We start from the raw sequence: 20,130 nt of genomic DNA on the forward strand, positions 1-20,130 counted from the left end.
CGCTTCCGGGTGTTACTCGTTACTCGCCGTCCTGCTCGGAGGACTCCTCGGAGCCCTCCGCCTTGGCGGCCGTGCCCGGCTGGGGCTCGGCCACCGCGACCCGCGCGGGGCGGATCGTACGCTCACCGATCCGGTACCCCGGCTGCAGGATCGCCACGCAGGTCGTCTCGGTGACGTCCGGCGCGTACGAGTGCATCAGGGCCTCGTGGATCGTCGGGTCGAAGGGCTCGCCCTCCTTGCCGAACTGCTGCAGGCCCATCTTGGCGGCGACCGTCTCCAAGGACTCGGCCACCGACTTGAACCCGCCGACCAGCTCGCCGTGTTCGCGGGCGCGGCCGATGTCGTCGAGGGTCGGGAGCAGCTCGCTCAGGAGGCTCGCCACGGCGATCTCCTTGACCGTGACGCGGTCCCGGTCCACCCGGCGACGGTAGTTCTGGTACTCGGCCTGGAGCCGCTGGAGGTCCGCGGTGCGCTCACCGAGCGCGGTACGGGCCTGGTCCAGCTGCGCCAGCAGAGCGACATCCTGTGCTGCGTCCCCGGCCGGGGCCGCCGCGCCCTCCTCGGAGGGTTCGGCGGCCTTCGGCTCGGCGTCTTCGGGCGTGGCGCCGGTGGGGACTTCGGGCTTCTCCTCGAAGCCCGGGGTCTCCTCCGTCACGCCTGGCCGCCCTTCGGCTTCTCGTCGTCGACGATCTCGGCGTCGACCACGTCGTCGGCGGCGTCGGCGGCCTGCTGGGCACCCTCGGCGCCGGCGGCACCCTGGGCGGCCTGCGCGTCCGCGTAGATCGCCTGGCCCAGCTTCTGGCTGACCGCGGCGACCTTCTCGGTCGCGGTGCGGATCTCGGCCGAGTTGTCGCCGTCGGCGGACTCGTTCTTGAGCTTGTCCTTCAGCTCGGCGACCGCGGACTCGACCTCGGCCTTGACGTCGGCCGGGACCTTGTCCTCGTTGTCCTTGAGGAACTTCTCGGTCTGGTAGACGAGCTGCTCGCCCTGGTTGCGGGTCTCGGCGGCCTCGCGGCGGCGGTGGTCCTCCTCGGCGTACTGCTCGGCCTCCTGACGCATCCGGTCGACCTCGTCCTTGCCGAGCGAAGAGCCGCCGGTGACGGTCATCTTCTGCTCCTTGCCCGTGCCGAGGTCCTTCGCGGTCACGTGCATGATGCCGTTCGCGTCGATGTCGAAGGAGACCTCGATCTGCGGGACGCCACGCGGGGCCGGCGGCAGGCCGGTCAGCTCGAACATGCCGAGCTTCTTGTTGTACGCCGCGATCTCGCGCTCGCCCTGGTAGACCTGGATCTGCACGGACGGCTGGTTGTCCTCGGCCGTCGTGAAGATCTCGGACCGCTTGGTCGGGATCGTGGTGTTGCGCTCGATGAGCTTGGTCATGATGCCGCCCTTGGTTTCGATACCGAGGGACAGCGGGGTCACGTCGAGGAGCAGGACGTCCTTGACCTCACCCTTGAGGACACCGGCCTGGAGCGTGGCGCCGATGGCGACGACCTCGTCCGGGTTCACGCCCTTGTTGGCGTCCTTGCCGCCGGTCAGCTCCTTGACGAGCTCCGCGACGGCGGGCATGCGGGTGGAGCCGCCGACCAGGACCACGTGGTCGATCTCGGACAGGTTGATGCCCGCGTCCTTGATGACGTTGTGGAACGGCGTCTTGCAGCGGTCCAGGAGGTCCGCGGTCAGCTGCTGGAACTGCGAGCGCGTGAGCTTCTCGTCCAGGTGCAGCGGGCCCTCGGCGGAAGCCGTGATGTAGGGCAGGTTGATCGTGGTCTCGGTCGAGGACGAGAGCTCGATCTTCGCCTTCTCGGCGGCCTCGCGCAGGCGCTGGAGCGCCATCTTGTCCTTGGAGAGGTCCACGCCGTGGCCGTTGGCGAACTGCTTCACCAGGTAGTCGACGACGCGCTGGTCCCAGTCGTCGCCACCGAGGTGGTTGTCACCGTTGGTGGCCTTGACCTCGACGACACCGTCACCGATCTCGAGGAGCGAGACGTCGAAGGTGCCGCCGCCGAGGTCGAAGACGAGGATGGTCTGGTCGTCCTTGTCGAGGCCGTAGGCCAGGGCGGCCGCGGTCGGCTCGTTGACGATGCGCAGGACGTTCAGACCCGCGATCTCACCGGCCTCCTTGGTGGCCTGGCGCTCGGAGTCGTTGAAGTACGCCGGCACGGTGATGACCGCGTCGGTGACCTTCTCGCCGAGGTAGGCCTCCGCGTCGCGCTTGAGCTTCTGCAGGATGAAGGCGCTCATCTGCTGCGGGTTGAAGCTCTTGCCGTCGAGCTCGATCTTCCAGTCGGTGCCCATGTGGCGCTTGACCGAACGGATGGTCCGGTCGACGTTGGTGACCGCCTGGCGCTTGGCGACCTCGCCGACCAGAACCTCGCCGTTCTTGGCGAAGGCGACGACGGACGGCGTGGTCCTGGCGCCCTCTGCGTTGGTGATGACGGTGGGCTCGCCGCCTTCGAGAACGCTGACGACGGAGTTAGTCGTGCCCAGGTCGATGCCGACCGCACGTGCCATTTCAATGCCTCCATATGACTTGAGTGGAACAGGCTCAAGGATGCCGTACCGCTGCGCCGGCGTCAACAGAGCTGAGTCGGCTCGGCTCAACCTTTAGGTACGGCTTACGCGCAACCCCGCCCGGCGAGGCCCAGCCGGCGCCCGCGGGCCGCCCTCCCGGGCTCCGCCCCGGACCCCGCGCCTCAAACGCCGGCGGGGCTGGGTTCGGCGGGCGGCCCCTCGGGCGGAGCCGGGGACGGAGCCCCGGTTTCGGGAAGGGGCGGGGTGGGGGAGAAAACCCGCCCGAGCGGGCGACCGTGCCGCGCGCCAGCGCGAGCCGACCTCGACCACGGCTGCATCGTTCCGCCATGCCCGTCTCCAGCCCCCGCGCCCGAGCCCCCCGCACCGCCCGGCCCGCCCGAGCCCCGCGCCCCCCGTCCGCCAAGCGCGTGTGCGACACCGCCGCGGCACTCGTCCTGCTCGCGCTGGCCGCCGTACCGCTGCTGCTCGCCGCGGCCGCCGTCGCCGCGACCGCACCCGGCGGCCCCCTGGCGAACCCCTTCGTGCGGACCCCCGCGGCCGGCCTCGGGGGCCGGCCGTACCGGCGCTGGCTGCTGCGCACCGACGGCGCCGCCGGCAGCTGGCTGCGCGAGCACCGCCTCCAGGGCGTCCCGCAGCTGTTGAACGTCGTACGCGGCCAGATGTCCCTGGTCGGGCCGCGCCCCGACGCCCGCCCCGAGCCCCGCGGCCGGCTGCTCGTACGGCCCGGGATGACGGGGCTGTGGCAGGTGAGCGCGCGCTCCGACCTGCCGTGGGAGGAAATGGCCCTGCTGGACCTTCACTACGTCGAGCACCACTGGCTCGGCATGGACCTGGCGATCCTCGCGCAGACCCCCCGGGCGGCCCTCCGCACGCGCGCGCGGGCATCCGCGCAGGCGACCGCGCGCCCGCCCCTGCAAGCGCCCGCGCAGGCATCCGCGCAGGCATCCGCGCAGGTGTCCGCACCCGCGTCCGCGCAGGCGGCCACGCGGCAAAGGGTTGCCTGAGCGACACAGATCACCGCCGGCACAACTACAGTGCGGCCCTATAAGTGGGTAACCTCAGGCTTGACTGAATAAGTTACTGCTTAGTAATCCCTTCGCAGGCCCGCCCGAGGAGCCCCCGCATGCAACTCGCCGCGATCATCGTGTCGCTGGTCCTGACCGTGGTCGGCGTCGCGCTGCTCGCCCGAGCCGTGGCGCAGATCTACCGGTTCGTGAAGCTCGGCCAGCCCGTCCCGGCCGGCAGCCGCACGGACCGTCCGAAGGAGCGCACGCTCACCCTGGTGAGGGAGTTCCTCGGCCACAGCCGCATGAACCGCTGGGGCATCGTCGGCTTCGCGCACTGGTTCGTCGCCATCGGCTTCCTGACCCTGCCGCCGACGCTGGCGCAGGCGTACGGGCAGCTCTTCCAGGCCGACTGGACGCTGCCGGTCATCGGCGGCTTCCTGCCGTTCGAGCTGTACATCGAGTTCATCGGCCTGATGACGGTCCTCGGCATCCTGGTCCTGATGGCGATCCGCCTGATGTCGCTGCCCTCGCGGGCCGGCCGCAAGTCCCGCTTCGCCGGCTCCAAGGCCTGGCAGGCGTACTTCGTCGAGTACGTCATCCTCACCATCGGCCTGGCGATCCTCGCGCTGCGCGGCCTCGAAGGCGCGATCCACCACGTGGACTCGTACGAGCCGGCGTACTTCGTCTCGTACCCGCTGGTCCTGGCCTTCAAGGGGCTCTCGCTCGGCGCGCTGCAGAACGCCATCTACTTCACCGCGATGATCAAGATCGGCACCTCGCTGATCTGGATGATCACGGTCTCGCTGAACACCAACATGGGTGTCGCCTGGCACCGCTTCCTCGGCTTCCCGAACATCTGGTTCAAGCGGAACGCCGACGGGTCCACCGCGCTGGGCGCGCTCCAGCCGATGACCAGCGGCGGCAAGGAGATCGACTTCGAGGAGCCGGGCGAGGACGACGTCTTCGGCGTCTCCCAGGTCGAGCAGTTCTCCTGGAAGGGCATCCTCGACTTCTCCACCTGCACCGAGTGCGGCCGCTGCCAGTCGCAGTGCCCCGCCTGGAACACCGGCAAGCCGCTCTCCCCCAAGCTCCTGATCATGTCGCTGCGCGACCACGCGCACGCCAAGGCCCCGTACCTGCTGGCCGGCGGCGGCAAGGACATGGAGGGCAACGAGAAGGCGACGCCGGAGCAGCTGGCGAACGTCCCGGCCGCGGCCCTGGCCGAGGCCGAGCGCCCGCTCATCGGCACCGCCGAGGAGAACGGCGTCATCGACCCGGACGTGCTGTGGTCCTGCACCAGCTGCGGTGCGTGCGTGGAGCAGTGCCCGGTCGACATCGAGCACATCGACCACATCGTCGACATGCGCCGCTACCAGGTGATGATCGAGAGCGCGTTCCCGTCCGAGGCGGGCACGATGCTCAAGAACCTGGAGAAGAAGGGCAACCCCTGGGGTCTGGCCAAGAAGCAGCGCGTCGAGTGGACGAAGGAGGTCGACTTCGAGGTCCCGATCATCGGGAAGGACGCGGAGGACCTCTCCGAGTTCGACTACCTCTACTGGGTCGGCTGCGCCGGCGCGCTGGAGGACCGGGCGAAGAAGACCACGAAGGCCTTCGCGGAGCTGCTGAACATCGCGGGCGTCAAGTTCGCGATCATGGGCGGCGACGAGAAGTGCACGGGTGACTCCCCGCGCCGCCTGGGCAACGAGCCGCTGTTCCAGCAGCTCGCCCAGGAGAACGTGGCCATGCTGAACATGGCGTTCGGCGAGGACGACGAGGACGAGTCGACGAAGAAGCCGAAGTCGGCGAAGAAGATCGTCTCGACCTGCCCGCACTGCTTCAACACCATCGCGAACGAGTACCCGCAGCTCGGCGGCGAGTACGAGGTCATCCACCACACGCAGCTGCTCCAGCACCTCATCGACGAGGGCCGCCTCACGCCGGTGACCCCGGTCGACGGGCTGATCACCTACCACGACCCGTGCTACCTGGGCCGCCACAACAAGGTCTACACGCCGCCGCGCGAGATCATGTCGGCCGTCCCGGGCCTGCGCCAGCAGGAGATGCACCGCCACAAGGAGCGGGGCTTCTGCTGCGGCGCCGGCGGCGCGCGGATGTGGATGGAGGAGCGGATCGGCAAGCGCATCAACAACGAGCGCGTCGACGAGGCCCTGTCCCTCAACCCCGACATCGTCTCGACGGCCTGCCCGTTCTGCCTGGTCATGCTGACCGACTCGGTCAACGGCAAGAAGAACGACGGCCAGGCGAAGGAGTCGGTGCAGGTCGTGGACGTGGCCCAGCTGCTGCTGGACTCGGTCAAGACCCCGGCCGACCCGGAGCCCGAGCCGGCCGCGGAGCCCGAGCCGGAGCCGGCCGCCTGAGCGGGCGGCGCGAGCCGACGGTCGAGCCGTGCGCCGGTGACGCGCGGCGCGCCCGGTGACGTACGGCTGACGACATGACGAACGGCCGGTCCTGCCCCCCGTGGCAAGACCGGCCGTTCGCCGTGTGTGGAGCGGGGCGGGTCAGCCCTGCTGGTTGCGGCCGCGGCGGAGCAGGGCGAAGCCCAGGCCCGCGGCGCCGACGGCGGCCATGCCGCCGCCCGCGGCCAGCAGCACCGGCGCCTCGGAGGAGCCGGTCTCGACGCCCTCGGCCCCGGCCTTCACGCCGCCCCTGGGCATGACGTGCCGGTCCGCGGCGGCGGTCCCGTCCGCGGCCTTGGCGGTGGTCCGCGCGTCGCCGGTGGCCTTCCTGTGGTCCCGGTGGCGGCCGTCGCGCTGCACGTCGTACTTCTCGATCAGGCGGCCGTCGAAGGCGTAGACGCGGCTGGAGCCGCCGTGCTTGCCGTCGATGACGACGAACGTGGCGACCTTGCCGTCCATGACGAGCTTGTACGTCCAGCCGTCGTTGACGGTGCTGGGGTGCTTCAGGTCGACGGCGCCGAGGAAGCTGCCGTTCGGCATGGAGATCTCGACGCGCGGGCCGGCCGACCCGCCCTTGACCAGCTTCGCGATGCGGCCGTCCGGCAGGGTGATCCGTACCGAGGACGCCTGGCGGCGGTTCTCGTCCTGCTTCGGCCGCGGCTTCTTCGACTCGTCCTTCCCGGACTCGTCCTTCTTGTCGCCGCCCTCGATCCAGGAGGTCACGGTGCCGTTCGGCTGGAGGACCACGTGCAGGCCGTTGTGCTGCCCGTACGCGGGCTCGCCGCCCTTGCTGACCAGCGTGTCCAGCTTGGCGCCGGCGGCGAGGATCTCGGCCTCGAAGTGCTCGTCGCCGAAGGAGTAGACCTTGGCGACGGACCCGTCGGCGAGCTTCACCGTGGTCACGAAGGACCGCAGCGTGGACTTGTCCTTCTGACCGGTCTCGTCCTTCCGGCCGGACTCGTCCTTCTTCTGCTCGTCCGTGTTCTTGTTCTGCTCGTCGCGCTCGGTCCCGTCCGGCTCGGCCTGCTCGTCGGGCTTGGCCTGCTCGTCGGGGTTCCCCTGCTCGTCGGGCTGGGCCGGCCGGTCGGCGCCGGGGGCGGCCTGCGGGGCGGGGGATCCGGTCGAGTCCGCGAAGGCGGCGCCGGCCGGGAAGGCCAGGACGGCGAGGGCTCCGGCGGCGACGGCGGCGGTACGGGCGGTGCGGCGGGTGACGCGCATGACTGTTCCTCGTGGCTTCCTGCTGCGTGACGGATGTCGGTACTGGCTGGCGGCAGAAACGAAGCTACGGGTGCCATATGTGGGTAATCCGTAGGCAATGTAACGGTCAACCGCAGACTGCCACGCAACCGAGTAAACAGCCATAAACCGGACTACTGGTCGCCCCGGGGGCCAGCCCCCCGGGGTTCCCCTAGGGGATGTCACAGGTCAGCCGCAAAGCCCGCGTGTTCCCGCCGCCCGCCCACCGACCCCCGCCCGACCAGGTACGTTCGATCACGTGGCTGGATTCAGGATCGGACGCGGCCGGGACAACCGCACTCCCCAACAACCCCCGCGGCAGCAGCCGTACGGACAGCAGCAGTCGCCGCCGCCGTACGGTCAGCAGCCCTACCCCCCGCAGCAGCAGTGGCCCCAGCAGGGCGCCACCGGCGGCGGGCAGCACGGCGAGCCGGAGTACTTCGCGGACCCGTACCCGCAACAGCACCCGCAGCACCCGCAGCAGGGACGGCCGGGCGGCTACCCGCCTCAGCAGCAGCCGTACGGCGGACCGGCGGGGCACGACCCGTTCGGCGGGCAGGCGAACGATCCGGGGCACACCCGGGCGTTCTCCATCGGCGACGACCCGTACGGCGACGGCGCGACGTACCGGGCAGGCGGCCCCGCCGCCGCGCCCGCGGGCCCGCGGCTGCCCTGGAAGGAGCTCCTGAGCGGCATCGTGATGCGCCCGGGCCCCACGTTCCAGCAGATGCGCGACTACGCCGTCTGGGGACCCGCGCTCGTCGTGACGTTCCTCTACGGCCTGCTGGCCGTCTTCGGCCTGGACGAGGCCCGTGAGGACGCGATCAACGCGACCCTCTCGAAGGCCGTACCGGTCGTCCTGTCGGCCGGTGTCGCCTTCGTCATCTGCGGGCTGATCCTGGGCGCCGTCACGCACACCCTGGCGCGCCAGCTGGGCGGCGACGGGGCCTGGCAGCCCACCGTGGGCCTCTCCATGCTCGTCATGTCCGTCACGGACGCGCCCCGCCTGATCTTCGCGATCTTCCTCGGCGGCGAGAACGGCCTGGTCCAGGTGTTGGGCTGGATCACCTGGCTGGCCGCGGGGGCGCTCTTCACCTCGCTCGTCAGCAAGACCCACGACCTGCCGTGGCCCAAGGCCCTGGGCGCCTCCGCCATCCAGCTGGTCGCCCTGCTCTCGATCATCAAGCTGGGCACCCTGTAGCCCCGACACGCATACGGAAGGGCCCCGGCGCGCGCACTGCGCACCGGGGCCCTTCGCCGTACGGCTGCGGGGACGTCAGGCGTCGAGGATCTGACCGGCCCGCTTCACCACGGGCGGCTCGACGCTCCACGGGAACTCGATCCAGTCGTCCGTGCGCTTCCACACGTACTCGCACTTCACGAGCGAGTGGGACTTCTCGTAGACGACCGCGGACCGCACCTCGGCGACGTGGCCGAGGCAGAAGTCGTGCACCAGCTTGAGCGTCTTGCCGGTGTCGGCGACGTCGTCGGCGATCAGCACCTTCTTGTCGGTGAAGTCGATCGCCTCGGGGACGGGAGCCAGCATCACGGGCATTTCCAGCGTGGTGCCCACGCCGGTGTAGAACTCCACGTTGACCAGGTGGATGTTCTTGCAGTCCAGCGCGTAGGCGAGGCCGCCGGCGACGAAGACGCCGCCGCGCGCGATGCTCAGCACGATGTCGGGCTCGTAGCCGTCGTCGGCGATGGTCTGCGCGAGCTCGCGGACGGCCCGCCCGAAGCCGTCGTACGTCAGGGATTCGCGTACCTGGGTCATTCCGGCCTTCCCACCTGGGTGCGGTGGAAGTTCACGAACGACCGCGACGCCGTCGGGCCGCGCTGGCCCTGGTACCGCGATTCGTAGCGCTCACTCCCGTACGGGAACTCGGCGGGCGAGCTGAGGCGGAACAAGCACAGCTGCCCGATCTTCATGCCCGGCCACAGCTTGATCGGCAGGGTGGCGAGGTTCGACAGCTCCAGCGTCACGTGCCCGGAGAAACCGGGGTCGATGAAGCCGGCGGTCGAATGCGTCACCAGACCGAGGCGGCCCAGGCTGGACTTCCCCTCCAGTCTGGACGCGATGTCCTCGGGGAGCGAGATGACCTCGTACGTCGAGGCGAGAACGAACTCGCCCGGGTGGAGGATGAACGCCTCGTCCCCCTCCGGCTCGACCAGCCGGGTGAGGTCCGGCTGCTCGGTGGCGGGGTCGATGTGCGCGTAGCGGTGGTTCTCGAACACCCGGAAGAACCGGTCGAGACGTACGTCGATGCTGGAGGGCTGCACCATCGATTCCTCGAACGGGTCGATGCGAACCCGTCCGCTGTCGATCTCGGCCCGGATGTCCTTGTCTGAGAGAAGCACGTCCCGAGGATACGCAGAGCGCGCGGGCCACCCCCAATCGAAGCCGCCCGCGCGCGCCCGCCGACCTCCCGACGCCGGGCCGGACCCGGATCCTCCGGACCTCCCGGATCCCCCGGATCCCGCTCGACGCGCAAGATCCGGAGGAGGAGACCGACCCGGTTAGCGCTTCACCGCCCCCACGGGCACGGCATGACGCAGCCGCGCGCACCGCGGACAGCGCAGCAGCCTCCCGGGCCCGATCCGGCCGGCACCGAGGTGCTGCAACGGAAACGAAGCGGTGCTGAACACGTGCCCTTCGGCACAACGGACGACGGTGTGCTCCATCGAGTCCCTTTCCCCAACAAACCAGGCTGCGACGAATCGCCACATTAGGGGATGAACAGGAGCCCACTCCATCCGCCGCTCCGAACACCCACGCTACGCCTCAACTCCCGCTCCCCGCACCCGTATCCCACCCCGAAAACAAGCACGACCCCACGGCGCAAAACACCGGGGGCCGATCATGAGGTACAGTGTCCGAGCACGCGGCACAGTCACCTGTCCCGCAATGCGGATGTAGTTTAATGGTAGAACATGAGCTTCCCAAGCTTATAGCGCGGGTTCGATTCCCGTCATCCGCTCTTACAAGAAGGCCCAGGTCAACGACCTGGGCCTTCTTCGTTGTCTAGACCTCTAAGAGCCCGCGTGCCATTCGCGTGCCATAAGTCCCCTCACGGGGCGTCAGATTGATCGCTGATCTGCCACGGCCCGCGATGGGGGCCTACGTCACACGCTGGAGCGTCACCTCCTCCGAGCGGCCCCACCGGGAGCCGGAAGTCGTGGCACCAGCTTGTGGACGGTGGCTGCCGTGGTCCCGCCCTTCTGCCGGTCCGGCTGCGTGCGCTGGCGACGGACGTCGGCGTCGATGTTGTCTGCGAGCGTGCGCTGGTGCGCCTTGGTGGAGTGCTGATAGATCAGCTGGGCCCGCTCGGACGACTGGCCCGCGCGGACCATGAGGTCCTTCAGCTTGGCGCCGGTGTCCGCCGCGAGGGTGTTTCCGGTGTGGCGCAGGTCGTAGAAGCGGAACTCCTTCGGCATGCCGACGGCATCCCGGGCCTTGCGCCACTTGCGGCCGAAGGTGGTGCCGCGCAGGGCGGCGCCCTTCTCCCCCACGAACACCAGACCCTCGGGTCCGGGCTGGGCGTACCAGTCCAGGTGCCGGCGTACGTCGAGGAGGACGAAGCCGGGCAGCATGATCTCCCGCTTGCCCGCCCGGGACTTGGGATCTCCGATCACCCGGCGTCCGGTGTTCAGCTCCGGAGCCGCACGTCGGACGCGCACGGATCCGGTGTCGAGGTCGATGTCGCCGCGGCGCAGCTCGGCCAGCTCCTCGGGCCTCATGGAGGCGAAGGCGCCCAGCAGCACCATCAGTCGCCAGCGGATACCTATGGCTTCGGCGAGCGCGAAGACCTGGTCGATGGTGGCGACTGGCCGCTCGTCGGCGTCCTCGCGGCCCGCGCCGCGGATGGAGCAGGGGTTCCGGCGGATCAACTCGTCCTCGACGGCGGTCTGCATGATCGCCTTCAGTAGCCGGTAAGACTTCGCCGTGGTGGTCGCACCGGTCGCCGTACGCCGTTCCGCACGCCAAGTCCGCACCTTGGCAGGGCTGATGGTGTTGACGTACTGACTGCCGAAGGCAGGCTCCAGGTGGAGGCGCAGCAGCCGCCGGTACAGCTCATCGGTGGTCGGGGCGATGCCGCGCTCATCGATCCAGCGCCGGGCGTACTCGGCGAACAGCACCTCGCCGGCCGTCGGGTCGATCCAGTCACCGCGTGACTGGTCGGCCTGGATCTGAGCGAGGAAAACCTCGGCATCGCGCTTGGTCTCGTACGTCTGAGGGGCCGCACGGAGGATGCCGGTCGCTCCGGGATAGCGGGCCTGGTAGCGCCCCGAGGGCAGCTTCCGGATCGCACCGAAGCTACGGCGGGGAACTCGTTTGCGGGCAGGAGGCATCAGGCAGCCGTCCCGTAGCCCACCCGCCGGGTGCGGACGGGCGCGACCGTGCGCACCGCCACGTAGGCGGTCAGGACGCTGTCGGCTATGCGGACGTGCTTGCCCAATTTGACGTACTCGATGCGGCGCTCGGAGATGAGGCGTCGAATGAAGCGCACACCGGTTCCAAGGCGCCCCGCGGCCTCGTCGACCGTGAGCAGACGGTCGGCGGAATTGGCTCCCTTCACGGTAGGGGTTTCACTGGACGCGGCATTCCCTCCCACCTCACCTATCCCCTGGATGGCAACGAGGTCTTTTCGGGCAGGGGGTATCGGAGATCGACGCAAGAGCTTCCTATCGAAAAGTGGAAAGAGTTCTGACTCGGGCCGGAGCGAGAAGGTGCACCGGGAACACCAATGGTCCGGAGAATCCCCGGTTTGGCTGACCGGGGATCGTCGGCTATGTTGCGGCCTCGCCAGCCGACAGGAGGTCTGTGGGCCAGTCGGCGAGGAGTGCCTGTGGCGGCGTTCCGAGGGCGGCGGCTATGGCGACCAGGTCGTCGATATCGCAGCGCCGCACGGTGCGTTCGATGCGAGAGAGCGCGGTGAAGGTCATGGGCCGGCCGAGCGCGACGACCCGGGCGGCGAGCTGGCGCTGCGAGTAGCCGAGGGCGACGCGGGTGCGTTCGATGGCGCGGGCCGCGGCCCGTCCGGCAGGGCCGATTTCAAGTGAGCGTGGAGGCATTGGTGTGTTGTAGCTTGCCCCGCAGCCATATGGGAACAGTTTCCCGTCTGCTGTGAGCGATGGGCCGACCATCACCGACTCTGCGGCCCGATTCCTCATCCGGTATTCCGGAACCACCACCATGTGCCGAGCATAAGTTTTGAGAGAAAGCAGAGTGAACCCTGGACTTTTTCGCATGGGGTGTGGCTGTGTTGTCCACACCCCCGGCCTCGCCGGGTTTCCTGCCCAATTTCCACAAGGTGGCCCAGCAAAGCGGCCACCAGCAAAGGAGCCGCCCTCTTGAAGCCGACGCCCCCTGCCCTCGTTGAGACGCCGTCCAAGGAAATATGGCCGCCCGTCGCCGTCCCCGGCCGCCCGAACGATCCGCCGATGGACGCGCAGGATCCTGACGAGGCACCGATCGGGGAACAACTCCTGGACGAGCTGCGGGCCACGATCCGCCGCTACGTGGTCATGCCGAGCGAGGAGGCCCTGACCGCAGCCACCTTGTGGGCGGCAGCCACCCACTTGCAGACGGCATGGCAGCACGCCCCACGTCTGGCGGTGGTGGGACCTTTGAAGCGATGCGGGAAGTCGCGGCTACTGGAGGTCCTGCACGAGTCCGTCCACGAACCGCTGATCACCGTCAGCGCGTCAGCTGCGGCGATCTTCCGCTCGATCGACGGAAGCAACCCGCCCACCCTGATGGTCGACGAGATCGACACGATCTTCGGGTCGGCGAAGGTCGCGGAGAAGAACGAGGAGATGCGCGGCCTGCTCAACGCGGGCCACAGCCGCAACCGACCCACCCTGCGGGTGTCCGGGCCCAATCACGAGGTGCAGAAGTTCTCCACCTACGCCATGGCAGCCCTGGCCGGAATCGGGGACCTGCCCGACACGCTCATGGACCGGTCAGTGGTCATCCGCATGCGCCGCCGCCTCGACGGCGAGGAGGTTGCTCCCTGGCGAAACGGCCGGGACGACTTGGTGGTCCAGGAACTTCGCGAGCGGCTCGCGGCCTGGCTGGGCGGCCTGCACGAGGAGGCCAGGGCCCTTGAACCCAAGCTTCCCGTCGAAGACCGCGCCGCTGACACGTGGGAGCCGTTGATCAGCGTCGCCGACCTCGCGGGCGGCAAATGGCCCCGGATATCCCGCGTCGCGTGCAAGGTGATGACCGACTACGAGTCCGGACGCGACGGGGACGGTGGACTTAAGATCCGCATCCTCACGGACATCCGCCGCATCTTCGCTGGCGAAGGCAATCCGTCGGCTCTACGGACCGGCCGCCTGCTGGAGCTGCTCAACGCCGACCCGGAGGCGCCGTGGTCCGAGCACAGCCCCAGGGGACTCACCCCGCGCGGCCTGCAGATCCTGCTCGACGATTACGGCATCCGCTCGGCCAACCGCCGCTTCCCGGACGGGAACCAGGCCAAGGGCTTCGCCCCGACGCAGTTCGCGGACGCCTGGAGCCGGTACTGCCCTCCAGACAAGCCCACAGCCGAGGCCCAACCCGCTACCGGCGCCTGACCCTCCGCGTCCCGTCCCACTCGTCCCCGCGCAGGTCAGCACGGGGACGGGTCAAGACGCCGCAACGAGTCGACTCGACATCAGCAGCCACTGACCTCGCCGAACCGCCCCAGGCAAAGTCCGCGCCTGCCCGCCCACCGGTCCTCGTGATGGGACCGGTGGGCACCCGTACCGACTCGTACCCACTCGTCTCGCCTACCGCCCCCGTGCACGGTCTCCGACCCGTGCAACGAGTCGACTCGACATCAGGTGATCAACCCGTACCTGCCCTGACCAGCACGGGGACGGGTGGGACGAGTCCACACCCATCACGGCCACCACCCCTGCGAACCCCGCCACCCTCCCTGGAGCTTCACGCTTGCCCTCGCACGCCATCTCGTCCTCCCCCACCCCATCCCCGGCGCAACCCCGACTGGCCCTGGCGATCCGTACCGGGGTCGCCCTCATGTCTCTCGGTGCCTTCGCACTGTCCTACGACGCCCTGCGCCAGATGGCCGCCGCCAGCCACGTCCACCCAGCCCTCACCTACGTCTTTCCCCTCCTCGTGGACGGCTTCATCGCCCTGGGCATCGGCGCGCTCTTGGTCCTGCACGCCAGCCCCCTGCGCGCCCGCCTCTACGTGGCCACGCTGGTCGCACTCGCCACCGTCACCAGCATCTGGGCCAACGTGCTCCACGCGATCCGCCTCAACCAGCAAGCCCGCCACACCGGGCTCCCACTGGACGACATCACCGTCGGCGCCATCTCCGCCATCGCCCCGCTCGCGCTGGCAGGCGCGGTCCACTTCTACCTGCTCGTCCAACGCCAACCCGCCGCCCGCCACAACACCGCGGACACGCAAGCCTTCACGCGCCACAAGTCCGCCCCCGTGCCCGAACCTAGCCAGGCGCCGGCACCCGCCCCTGCTGCGCCAACCCCCTTGGCGGCGAGCCTGGATGGGGCCGATCCCCCGCGGAAACAAGAGGCGGAAATCGACACCCCGGCCAAGCTGGCGAGAAGCAAGCCCAGCGCCACCTTGGAGCAGGCCGTCGAGATCGGCCGCACTGCTCAGCATGGCCGGGCCGGAAACGCCTCCCGCCGTCATATCGAGGACACCGTCCGCGACAAGGGCTTCACCATCAACAAGGACCTTGCAGAGAAGGCCAAAGACATCATCCAGGCCGAACTGGACGGGCACACCTCCGCCGTCCAGTGATCCGGCCTGCCCACCCGCACTGGCGCCGCGGGTGGGCCGAGGGGCCTTCCCGCACTCCGCTCGCTGAGGCAACCCCACCATCGAAGAAAGGTCCGGCATGCCCGACCGACCCAACCCCAACCCCAACCCCAACCCCAACCCCAACCCCACTGTCCACCAGGAGCACAACGCCCATACCCCAGCCCCAGACCAGGCAGCAAGGTATGGCGTTGGACCGTCCAAGGGCCGGTCCAACGCTGCCTCCGCCCCGGGGGTGGCGGAGGCAGAACCCCGGCGCGAGGGCGCACCGGGGCAGGAGGAGGTGGCCGGTGCCGCCGACGCCGGCCTGCCCGTCGCCGTACGGGCAGCCGACGAGGCCGCGCTTTACCGCGTCGCCCGCCGTCGCGCCCGCCAGAAGGTGCAGCGCAAGGAGCGCGTCGACGTGCGCTACAGCCTCGCCGAGCACACCGCGATCACCGACGAAGCCCGCCGACTCAACCTGGCCGGTGCACACTACGTCGGCGCCGTCGTCATGGCCCACCTCGACGGCGACCTCACCCTGCCCGCCCAGCGCACCAGCCACGACGACCTGATCGACGAGCTAGCCGCCCTGCGTACGGAGATCGCCGCGATCGGCAACAACGTCAACCAGATCGCCAAGCGGCTGAACTCCGGAGACCATCCACACCCTGGGGACGCCGCCGTCCTCACGGAGGCCCGGCAGGTCCTCGCCCTCGCCCGCGACGCCGCCACGTCAGTCGATATCGTGGCGGACAAGGCCGCCACATCGAAACGGGCGGCCTGATTGATCGCGAAGATCAGCAAGGCCGGCGCCGACACCCGCGGTGTCCTGCGTTACCTCTACGGAGAAGGCCGTGCCAACGAACACACCGACCCCCACCTCGTGGCGTCCTTCGACGGCTTCGCCCCCGACCCTGGCCGCGACGAGACCGCCACCCGCACCCAGCTCGCCACGGTTCTCGACCTTCGCGTCAAGCAGGCAGGCGACCGCGCCCCCGACAAGCACGTGTGGCACTGCTCGGTCCGGGCCGCACCCGAGGACCGGACCCTGACGGACGACGAATGGGCGGTGATCGCCCGCCGGGTCCTGAACGCCACCGGCATCGCCCCGGCCGGCGACCCCGACGCCTGCCGGTGGGTCGCTGTCCGCCACGCCGACGACCACATCCACATCGTCGCCACCAAGGTCCGCGGAGACCTCCGCGAGCCCCGCCACTGGAACGACTACGCGCGTGCAGACAAGGAACTCGCCGCCATCGAGAAGGAGTACGGGCTCCGCCAGGTCATACGCGGCGACCGGACCGCCGCCAAGCGGCCCACACGCGCCGAGCAGGAGAAGGCCCGCCGCACCGGCCGCACCACCACGCCCAGGGAAAGGCTGCGCACCACCGTCCGCACCGCGCTCTCCGCAGCCACGAGCACGGAGGAGTTCTTCCAGGTCCTAGCCGGCGCCGGGGTGCTGGTGGACGTCCAGCACTTCCCTTCGGGGGACGTGCGCGGCTACAAGGTCGCCCTGGACGGCGACACCAACAAGGACGGGCACCCGGTGTGGTTCTCCGGCTCTACCCTCGCCCCGGACCTTTCCTACCCCAAGATCGCAGAGCGCTTCACCAGCATGTTCGCACCGGCCAGCCCGGAGAGCGACAACAGCCGTCCGGCGTGGCAGCAGGTTACCGACGCCACCGACCGCCTCCCCGACCTCCTCGACCGCAGCGAAGAAGGCGTAGCGCAGGCACACATCGCGGTCCTCGCCGAAACCCTCGACGCCCTCCCGTTGATCGCACCCGTCGACCTACAGCCGCAGCTCCTCCAGGCAGCAGCCGCGTTCGAGCGCGCCAACCGATCCCGCATCCGAGCCCGCCACGAACAGGCACAGGCCACCCGGCGGGCGGTCAAGGCGATCGTGCGGGAACCCGCCCCGAAGGACGCAGCCGCCCTGGCGATCATGCTCGACGTGATCTGCCTCGCGGCCATCGCGGCCCGGCACTGGCACCAGGTCCGCCAGCACGACCAGCAAGCCGAAGCCGCCCGCCAGACGGCAGAGCACCTGTACGCCGCCTACCAGCAAGCCTCATCCCAGCCCACCGCCCTGCTCGCCCAGCGGGGCCGACGCCTGGCCGTACGGGTTCAGCAGCGGCAGATGGCCATCCTCCGCCACGCGCTGCCTGAACTGGCCGAGCAGATCCTGACCGAGCCCACCTGGCCCGCCCTCGCAGCCTCCCTCGCCGACACCCAGGCTGCCGGCCACGACCCAGCCGCCCTCCTCACCGAGGCCGCTACCCGAAGGGAACTCGACACCGCCACCTCCATCAGCGACGTCCTCGTCTGGCGCCTGCGCCGCCTCGCCGACCTGCCACCGCAACCCGCCCCAAGGCAGTCGATAGCTGCTCCTCCCCCAGTCAGGTCAGCCGAACGCACCCAGCAGCGCCGTATTCGCTGAGCCCAACACCTCGCCGCAGGGAAGAGCCCTACGGGGCCAACGCATCACGGCGTTGGCCCCGTAGGGCGCTGTAGCAGCAGAAGAGGATGTTCCCGAGAGGCTGGAGCGCTGCGAACACGCCGAGCTCTGAAGCAGTTGTGCAAAATCTGCGACATCAACTAAAGTCAGAGCCGCACTGGAATGCTTCGATGCGTAGTCCGACCCTAGGAGTCGTCCGCATGAGTATGCCTTCGTCGTCGTGGGCGACTGACGTGTTTGGGAAGCAAGCAGCCGCTGTCCGTCTCGGCGTCGGGCAGGGTCTTCGCAACATGCAGGCCAACGCCCAGGCCGCACAGGACCAAGCCGCGTCCCGCACCTACAACACCTTCGGCACCACCAGGTGGCAGAACCAGTACGAGCGGTTGCAGGACGAGCTCAAAGAGCTGCCCGGTGCCCGCGCGGTCCAGCCCTTCGGCTTCCCCTTCGAACTGATGCTCATCGGCAACGGACTGCTCTATCCGTTCCGGTACTCCAAGACCAAGTCGGACGTACGCAGCGCACGCATCCCTAGCCAGTCCCGGCTGGTACAGGAGCTCTTCACCTTCGCCCCGGCTCCGAAGCATGCTCAGGACCCGTTCGACCTCGACTTCGGGCCGACCGTCTCGACCGCCGAACCGCGCGGCGCTCTGGCAACCGTCCCTCAGGGCACCCAGCTGATCCTGGTGCCCTTCGCGTGCAACGCCTCCGAGCTCCTCGAGGCGTACTGGGGCATCGCGGCGCTCGGAGTGAACCGGCAGCTGGAGTGGGCCACCGATCCTGAAGCGCTCCACCTGCCGCAGTCGGTCACTTCGTACACTCCGCAGCCGATCAGCATTCCGAGCCAGGCCACGGCGCACACCAGCTTCGCCGACGGAACCGAACCCACCCTTACGCTGTCCTCTCGTACCGCCTCGGACCGGGCCCTGCAGGTGCCCGCTCAGACCGAGGCAGAACCCGTCGAGGACCAGACCAGCGAAGACGATGCGACTCACTAAGCAAGACCTGATTCCCGGTACGGAAGAACGAGGCGCCACGCCGCGTGCCATCTCCGACGGCTTCGATCCCACCCGGCTGACGCAAGCCCGTCGGTTGGCGGAGATGACGAAGAAGGACGTGGCGGTACAGCTCGGGGTAACGCCTGCCGCGGTGGGTCAGTACGAGACGGGTGTGTCGAAGCCACGACCTGACTTGGTTCCCCGTCTCGCCGAGATCCTCGGGGTTCCGGTGACGTTCTTCCTGCTGGGACGACCGGCCAATCGGCTCGACGCGTCCATGGCGCACTTCCGAAGCCTGCGCAGCACGCCGAAGTCCCAGCGAGAGCGAGCGCTCGCCTTCGCCGAGCAGGTCTGGGAGCTCACGTACGCGCTGGAACAGCGGATCCAGTTGCCTCTCGTCGATCTGCCCGGTTTCGCCGGCGGGGAGGTCCACCCCGGTGAAGAGCTGTCCACCGACCCCGCGTCCGCCGCCCGCGAGCTGCGCAGGCGCTGGGGCCTCGGTGACGGCCCTGTCACGCACCTCGTGCGGCGGATGGAATCCCACGGGATCGTGGTGGTCATGCCGCCTGCTAGCGATCCTTCCGCGGCGAGCGTGGACGCCTTCTCCACCCGGGCCGCGCGCCCACTCGTCGTACTAACGGCCAACCGGGCAGACGACATCTACCGGCACCGGTTCACCGCCGCGCATGAACTGGGCCACCTGGTGCTTCACGGCGATGCCACCGGTGACAGTCGCCAGGAAAAGGAGGCCGACGCCTTCGCGGCCGAGTTCCTGACCCCTCAGGACAGCATCCTGCCGCTCCTGCCACGGCGAATGGATTTTGCACGGCTGGCCGAGCTCAGAGAGGTCTGGGGAGTCTCCCTCCACTCGCTCGTCTACCGCTGCCGCGAGCTGGGACTGATCTCCGACGCCACGGCCAGCAGGACCTACCAGCGCCTACGCGCTCTCGACGGTCAGCCGGGGTTCACCGCGGAATCGGTATCGAGCTTCCCGGGTGAACAACCTTCGCTGCTCGGACAGGCCTTCGACCTGGCTGCGAAGGAAGCGGGACTTTCCGTCGCCCAACTGGCTCATGAACTGGCCTGGACTAGCAAGAGGGTGCAGGACCTGCTGGGCGTCCAGGAACAGAGGCCGGTGCTCCGGCTGGTCCAGTAGCGGTCGCTGCTCGGCCTCAGAAGCCGCGGGCGAGGCCGAGCACCGCATGTGCAATGCCGCCAGGGCCGGCTCATCTCAGTGCCGGCCCCAGCGATGCGTTGACGTGTCGAGGGCTCAGCGCGTTGCCTCGCCCCCGAGGCTTCCGGAGCTGATGGCACCCCGCAGGACGTGAGCGATCTCCTCAGGCATGAGGTCAATGCTGTCGACCCCCTCCACGGTCAGCGGGATCTCCTCCAGGGCGTATTCGCCGCGCCCCTCGGCGCTGAACTCGGGGCCGGTGCGGTCTTCGAAGGACCATGTCGCGATGCGGGCGAGGTAGAAGAGCTGACGGTCGGTGTCGGACTCCATGGTGTGCAGGAGTCGGACGATGTCGGCCTTCCCCGCGATCTCCTCGTGGATCTCCCGGTGGAGGGCGGCCTCCCGGGACTCGTCGCTCTCCTCGACCCCTCCACCGGGCAGCACCCAGTACACGGGGGTTCCGGGCTTGGTGCGGCGGATGACCAGCATCGTGTCGTCCGCGGTGACGAGGACGGCTCGGACTCGTTCGATCAT

At 69.3% G+C, this 20,130-nt stretch carries 18 protein-coding genes and 1 tRNA gene; 10 read left to right on the forward strand and 9 right to left on the reverse strand.

The window, feature by feature from the left end; translation table 11 throughout:
* Positions 1–19 precede the first annotated feature (19 nt).
* Entirely contained in the window at positions 20–655 is a 636-nt protein-coding gene (gene grpE / locus OG764_RS17635; RefSeq protein WP_328969380.1) for a nucleotide exchange factor GrpE, read from the reverse strand.
* Positions 652–2,514, reverse strand: coding sequence for a molecular chaperone DnaK (gene dnaK, locus OG764_RS17640; RefSeq protein ID WP_328969381.1), 1,863 nt, complete (start codon positions 2,512–2,514; stop codon positions 652–654). Before dnaK ends, grpE begins: the two co-directional genes overlap by 4 nt.
* Positions 2,515–2,861: 347 nt before the next feature.
* Here dnaK and OG764_RS17645 point away from each other — a divergent pair, with 347 nt between their 5' ends.
* Both OG764_RS17645 and OG764_RS17650 read left to right on the forward strand, forming a co-directional pair.
* A complete protein-coding gene (locus tag OG764_RS17645; protein WP_328969382.1) occupies positions 2,862–3,539 on the forward strand; it encodes a sugar transferase in 678 nt (225 codons plus the stop codon).
* Between the two features lie 119 nt (positions 3,540–3,658).
* Complete coding sequence (locus OG764_RS17650; RefSeq protein ID WP_328969383.1) at positions 3,659–5,920, forward strand: (Fe-S)-binding protein; 2,262 nt, start codon at positions 3,659–3,661, stop codon at positions 5,918–5,920.
* A gap of 141 nt (positions 5,921–6,061) precedes the next feature.
* Here the strand turns inward: OG764_RS17650 and OG764_RS17655 are convergent, their stop codons facing one another.
* The gene (locus tag OG764_RS17655) at positions 6,062–7,177 is read right to left on the reverse strand and encodes a hypothetical protein (RefSeq protein WP_328969384.1); all 1,116 of its coding nucleotides are present in this window, start codon (positions 7,175–7,177) and stop codon (positions 6,062–6,064) included.
* Positions 7,178–7,454: 277 nt separating this feature from the next.
* On the opposite strand from OG764_RS17655, the gene OG764_RS17660 reads away from it, so the two are divergent.
* Entirely contained in the window at positions 7,455–8,396 is a 942-nt protein-coding gene (locus OG764_RS17660) for a Yip1 family protein (RefSeq protein WP_328969385.1), read from the forward strand.
* Between the two features lie 75 nt (positions 8,397–8,471).
* On the opposite strand, the gene OG764_RS17665 is transcribed toward OG764_RS17660, so the two are convergent.
* Complete coding sequence (locus tag OG764_RS17665; protein ID WP_328969386.1) at positions 8,472–8,969, reverse strand: phosphoribosyltransferase; 498 nt, start codon at positions 8,967–8,969, stop codon at positions 8,472–8,474.
* Entirely contained in the window at positions 8,966–9,553 is a 588-nt protein-coding gene (gene dcd, locus OG764_RS17670) for a dCTP deaminase (protein WP_328969387.1), read from the reverse strand. The genes OG764_RS17665 and dcd overlap by 4 nt, the downstream gene beginning before the upstream one ends.
* Before the next feature lie 549 nt (positions 9,554–10,102).
* On the opposite strand from dcd, the gene OG764_RS17675 reads away from it, so the two are divergent.
* Positions 10,103–10,173, forward strand: a tRNA-Gly gene (locus OG764_RS17675).
* A 160-nt stretch (positions 10,174–10,333) separates the two neighbouring features.
* Here OG764_RS17675 and OG764_RS17680 read toward each other — a convergent pair.
* The 3 genes from OG764_RS17680 to OG764_RS17690 all read right to left on the reverse strand — a co-directional run bounded on the left by OG764_RS17680 (position 10,334) and on the right by OG764_RS17690 (position 12,268).
* Positions 10,334–11,545: a tyrosine-type recombinase/integrase gene (locus OG764_RS17680; protein WP_328969388.1), complete on the reverse strand. Its 1,212-nt coding sequence runs from the start codon at positions 11,543–11,545 to the stop codon at positions 10,334–10,336.
* Positions 11,545–11,772: an excisionase family DNA-binding protein gene (locus tag OG764_RS17685; RefSeq protein WP_328969389.1), complete on the reverse strand. Its 228-nt coding sequence runs from the start codon at positions 11,770–11,772 to the stop codon at positions 11,545–11,547. Before OG764_RS17685 ends, OG764_RS17680 begins: the two co-directional genes overlap by 1 nt.
* A 211-nt stretch (positions 11,773–11,983) precedes the next feature.
* Positions 11,984–12,268, reverse strand: a complete 285-nt coding sequence (locus tag OG764_RS17690; protein WP_328969390.1) for a helix-turn-helix domain-containing protein — start codon at positions 12,266–12,268, stop codon at positions 11,984–11,986.
* A 369-nt stretch (positions 12,269–12,637) separates the two neighbouring features.
* On the opposite strand from OG764_RS17690, the gene OG764_RS17695 reads away from it, so the two are divergent.
* From OG764_RS17695 to OG764_RS17720, 6 genes are all read left to right on the forward strand, one after another.
* Entirely contained in the window at positions 12,638–13,774 is a 1,137-nt protein-coding gene (locus OG764_RS17695; protein ID WP_328973051.1) for a DUF3631 domain-containing protein, read from the forward strand.
* A gap of 445 nt (positions 13,775–14,219) precedes the next feature.
* On the forward strand, positions 14,220–14,969 hold the full coding sequence (locus tag OG764_RS17700) for a DUF2637 domain-containing protein (protein ID WP_328969391.1): 750 nt from the start codon (positions 14,220–14,222) through the stop codon (positions 14,967–14,969).
* Between the two features lie 253 nt (positions 14,970–15,222).
* Positions 15,223–15,753, forward strand: coding sequence for a plasmid mobilization relaxosome protein MobC (gene mobC / locus OG764_RS17705; protein WP_328969392.1), 531 nt, complete (start codon positions 15,223–15,225; stop codon positions 15,751–15,753).
* Entirely contained in the window at positions 15,754–17,409 is a 1,656-nt protein-coding gene (locus tag OG764_RS17710; RefSeq protein ID WP_328969393.1) for a relaxase/mobilization nuclease domain-containing protein, read from the forward strand.
* Between the two features lie 308 nt (positions 17,410–17,717).
* Positions 17,718–18,422: a hypothetical protein gene (locus OG764_RS17715; RefSeq protein WP_328969394.1), complete on the forward strand. Its 705-nt coding sequence runs from the start codon at positions 17,718–17,720 to the stop codon at positions 18,420–18,422.
* On the forward strand, positions 18,409–19,578 hold the full coding sequence (locus OG764_RS17720; RefSeq protein ID WP_328969395.1) for a helix-turn-helix domain-containing protein: 1,170 nt from the start codon (positions 18,409–18,411) through the stop codon (positions 19,576–19,578). The genes OG764_RS17715 and OG764_RS17720 overlap by 14 nt, the downstream gene beginning before the upstream one ends.
* A gap of 114 nt (positions 19,579–19,692) precedes the next feature.
* Here OG764_RS17720 and OG764_RS17725 read toward each other — a convergent pair whose 3' ends face one another.
* Positions 19,693–20,130, reverse strand: coding sequence for an NUDIX hydrolase (locus OG764_RS17725; RefSeq protein ID WP_328969396.1), 438 nt, complete (start codon positions 20,128–20,130; stop codon positions 19,693–19,695).

The sequence above is a fragment of the Streptomyces sp. NBC_00239 genome (assembly GCF_036194065.1).
Taxonomy (GTDB): domain Bacteria; phylum Actinomycetota; class Actinomycetes; order Streptomycetales; family Streptomycetaceae; genus Streptomyces.

Bases quoted from the DNA above. Each gene is read 5' to 3' on its own strand.
- OG764_RS17715 (WP_328969394.1), top strand. From the start codon at position 17,718: ATGCAGGCCAACGCCCAGGCCGCACAGGACCAAGCCGCGTCCCGCACC.
- OG764_RS17655 (WP_328969384.1), bottom strand. From the start codon at position 7,177: ATGCGCGTCACCCGCCGCACCGCCCGTACCGCCGCCGTCGCCGCCGGA.
- OG764_RS17720 (WP_328969395.1), top strand. From the start codon at position 18,409: ATGCGACTCACTAAGCAAGACCTGATTCCCGGTACGGAAGAACGAGGC.
- dnaK (WP_328969381.1), bottom strand. From the start codon at position 2,514: ATGGCACGTGCGGTCGGCATCGACCTGGGCACGACTAACTCCGTCGTC.
- OG764_RS17680 (WP_328969388.1), bottom strand. From the start codon at position 11,545: ATGCCTCCTGCCCGCAAACGAGTTCCCCGCCGTAGCTTCGGTGCGATC.
- OG764_RS17690 (WP_328969390.1), bottom strand. From the start codon at position 12,268: ATGCCTCCACGCTCACTTGAAATCGGCCCTGCCGGACGGGCCGCGGCC.
- OG764_RS17650 (WP_328969383.1), top strand. From the start codon at position 3,659: ATGCAACTCGCCGCGATCATCGTGTCGCTGGTCCTGACCGTGGTCGGC.
- OG764_RS17665 (WP_328969386.1), bottom strand. From the start codon at position 8,969: ATGACCCAGGTACGCGAATCCCTGACGTACGACGGCTTCGGGCGGGCC.
- OG764_RS17700 (WP_328969391.1), top strand. From the start codon at position 14,220: ATGTCTCTCGGTGCCTTCGCACTGTCCTACGACGCCCTGCGCCAGATG.
- OG764_RS17725 (WP_328969396.1), bottom strand. From the start codon at position 20,130: ATGATCGAACGAGTCCGAGCCGTCCTCGTCACCGCGGACGACACGATG.
- OG764_RS17695 (WP_328973051.1), top strand. From the start codon at position 12,638: ATGGACGCGCAGGATCCTGACGAGGCACCGATCGGGGAACAACTCCTG.
- OG764_RS17645 (WP_328969382.1), top strand. From the start codon at position 2,862: ATGCCCGTCTCCAGCCCCCGCGCCCGAGCCCCCCGCACCGCCCGGCCC.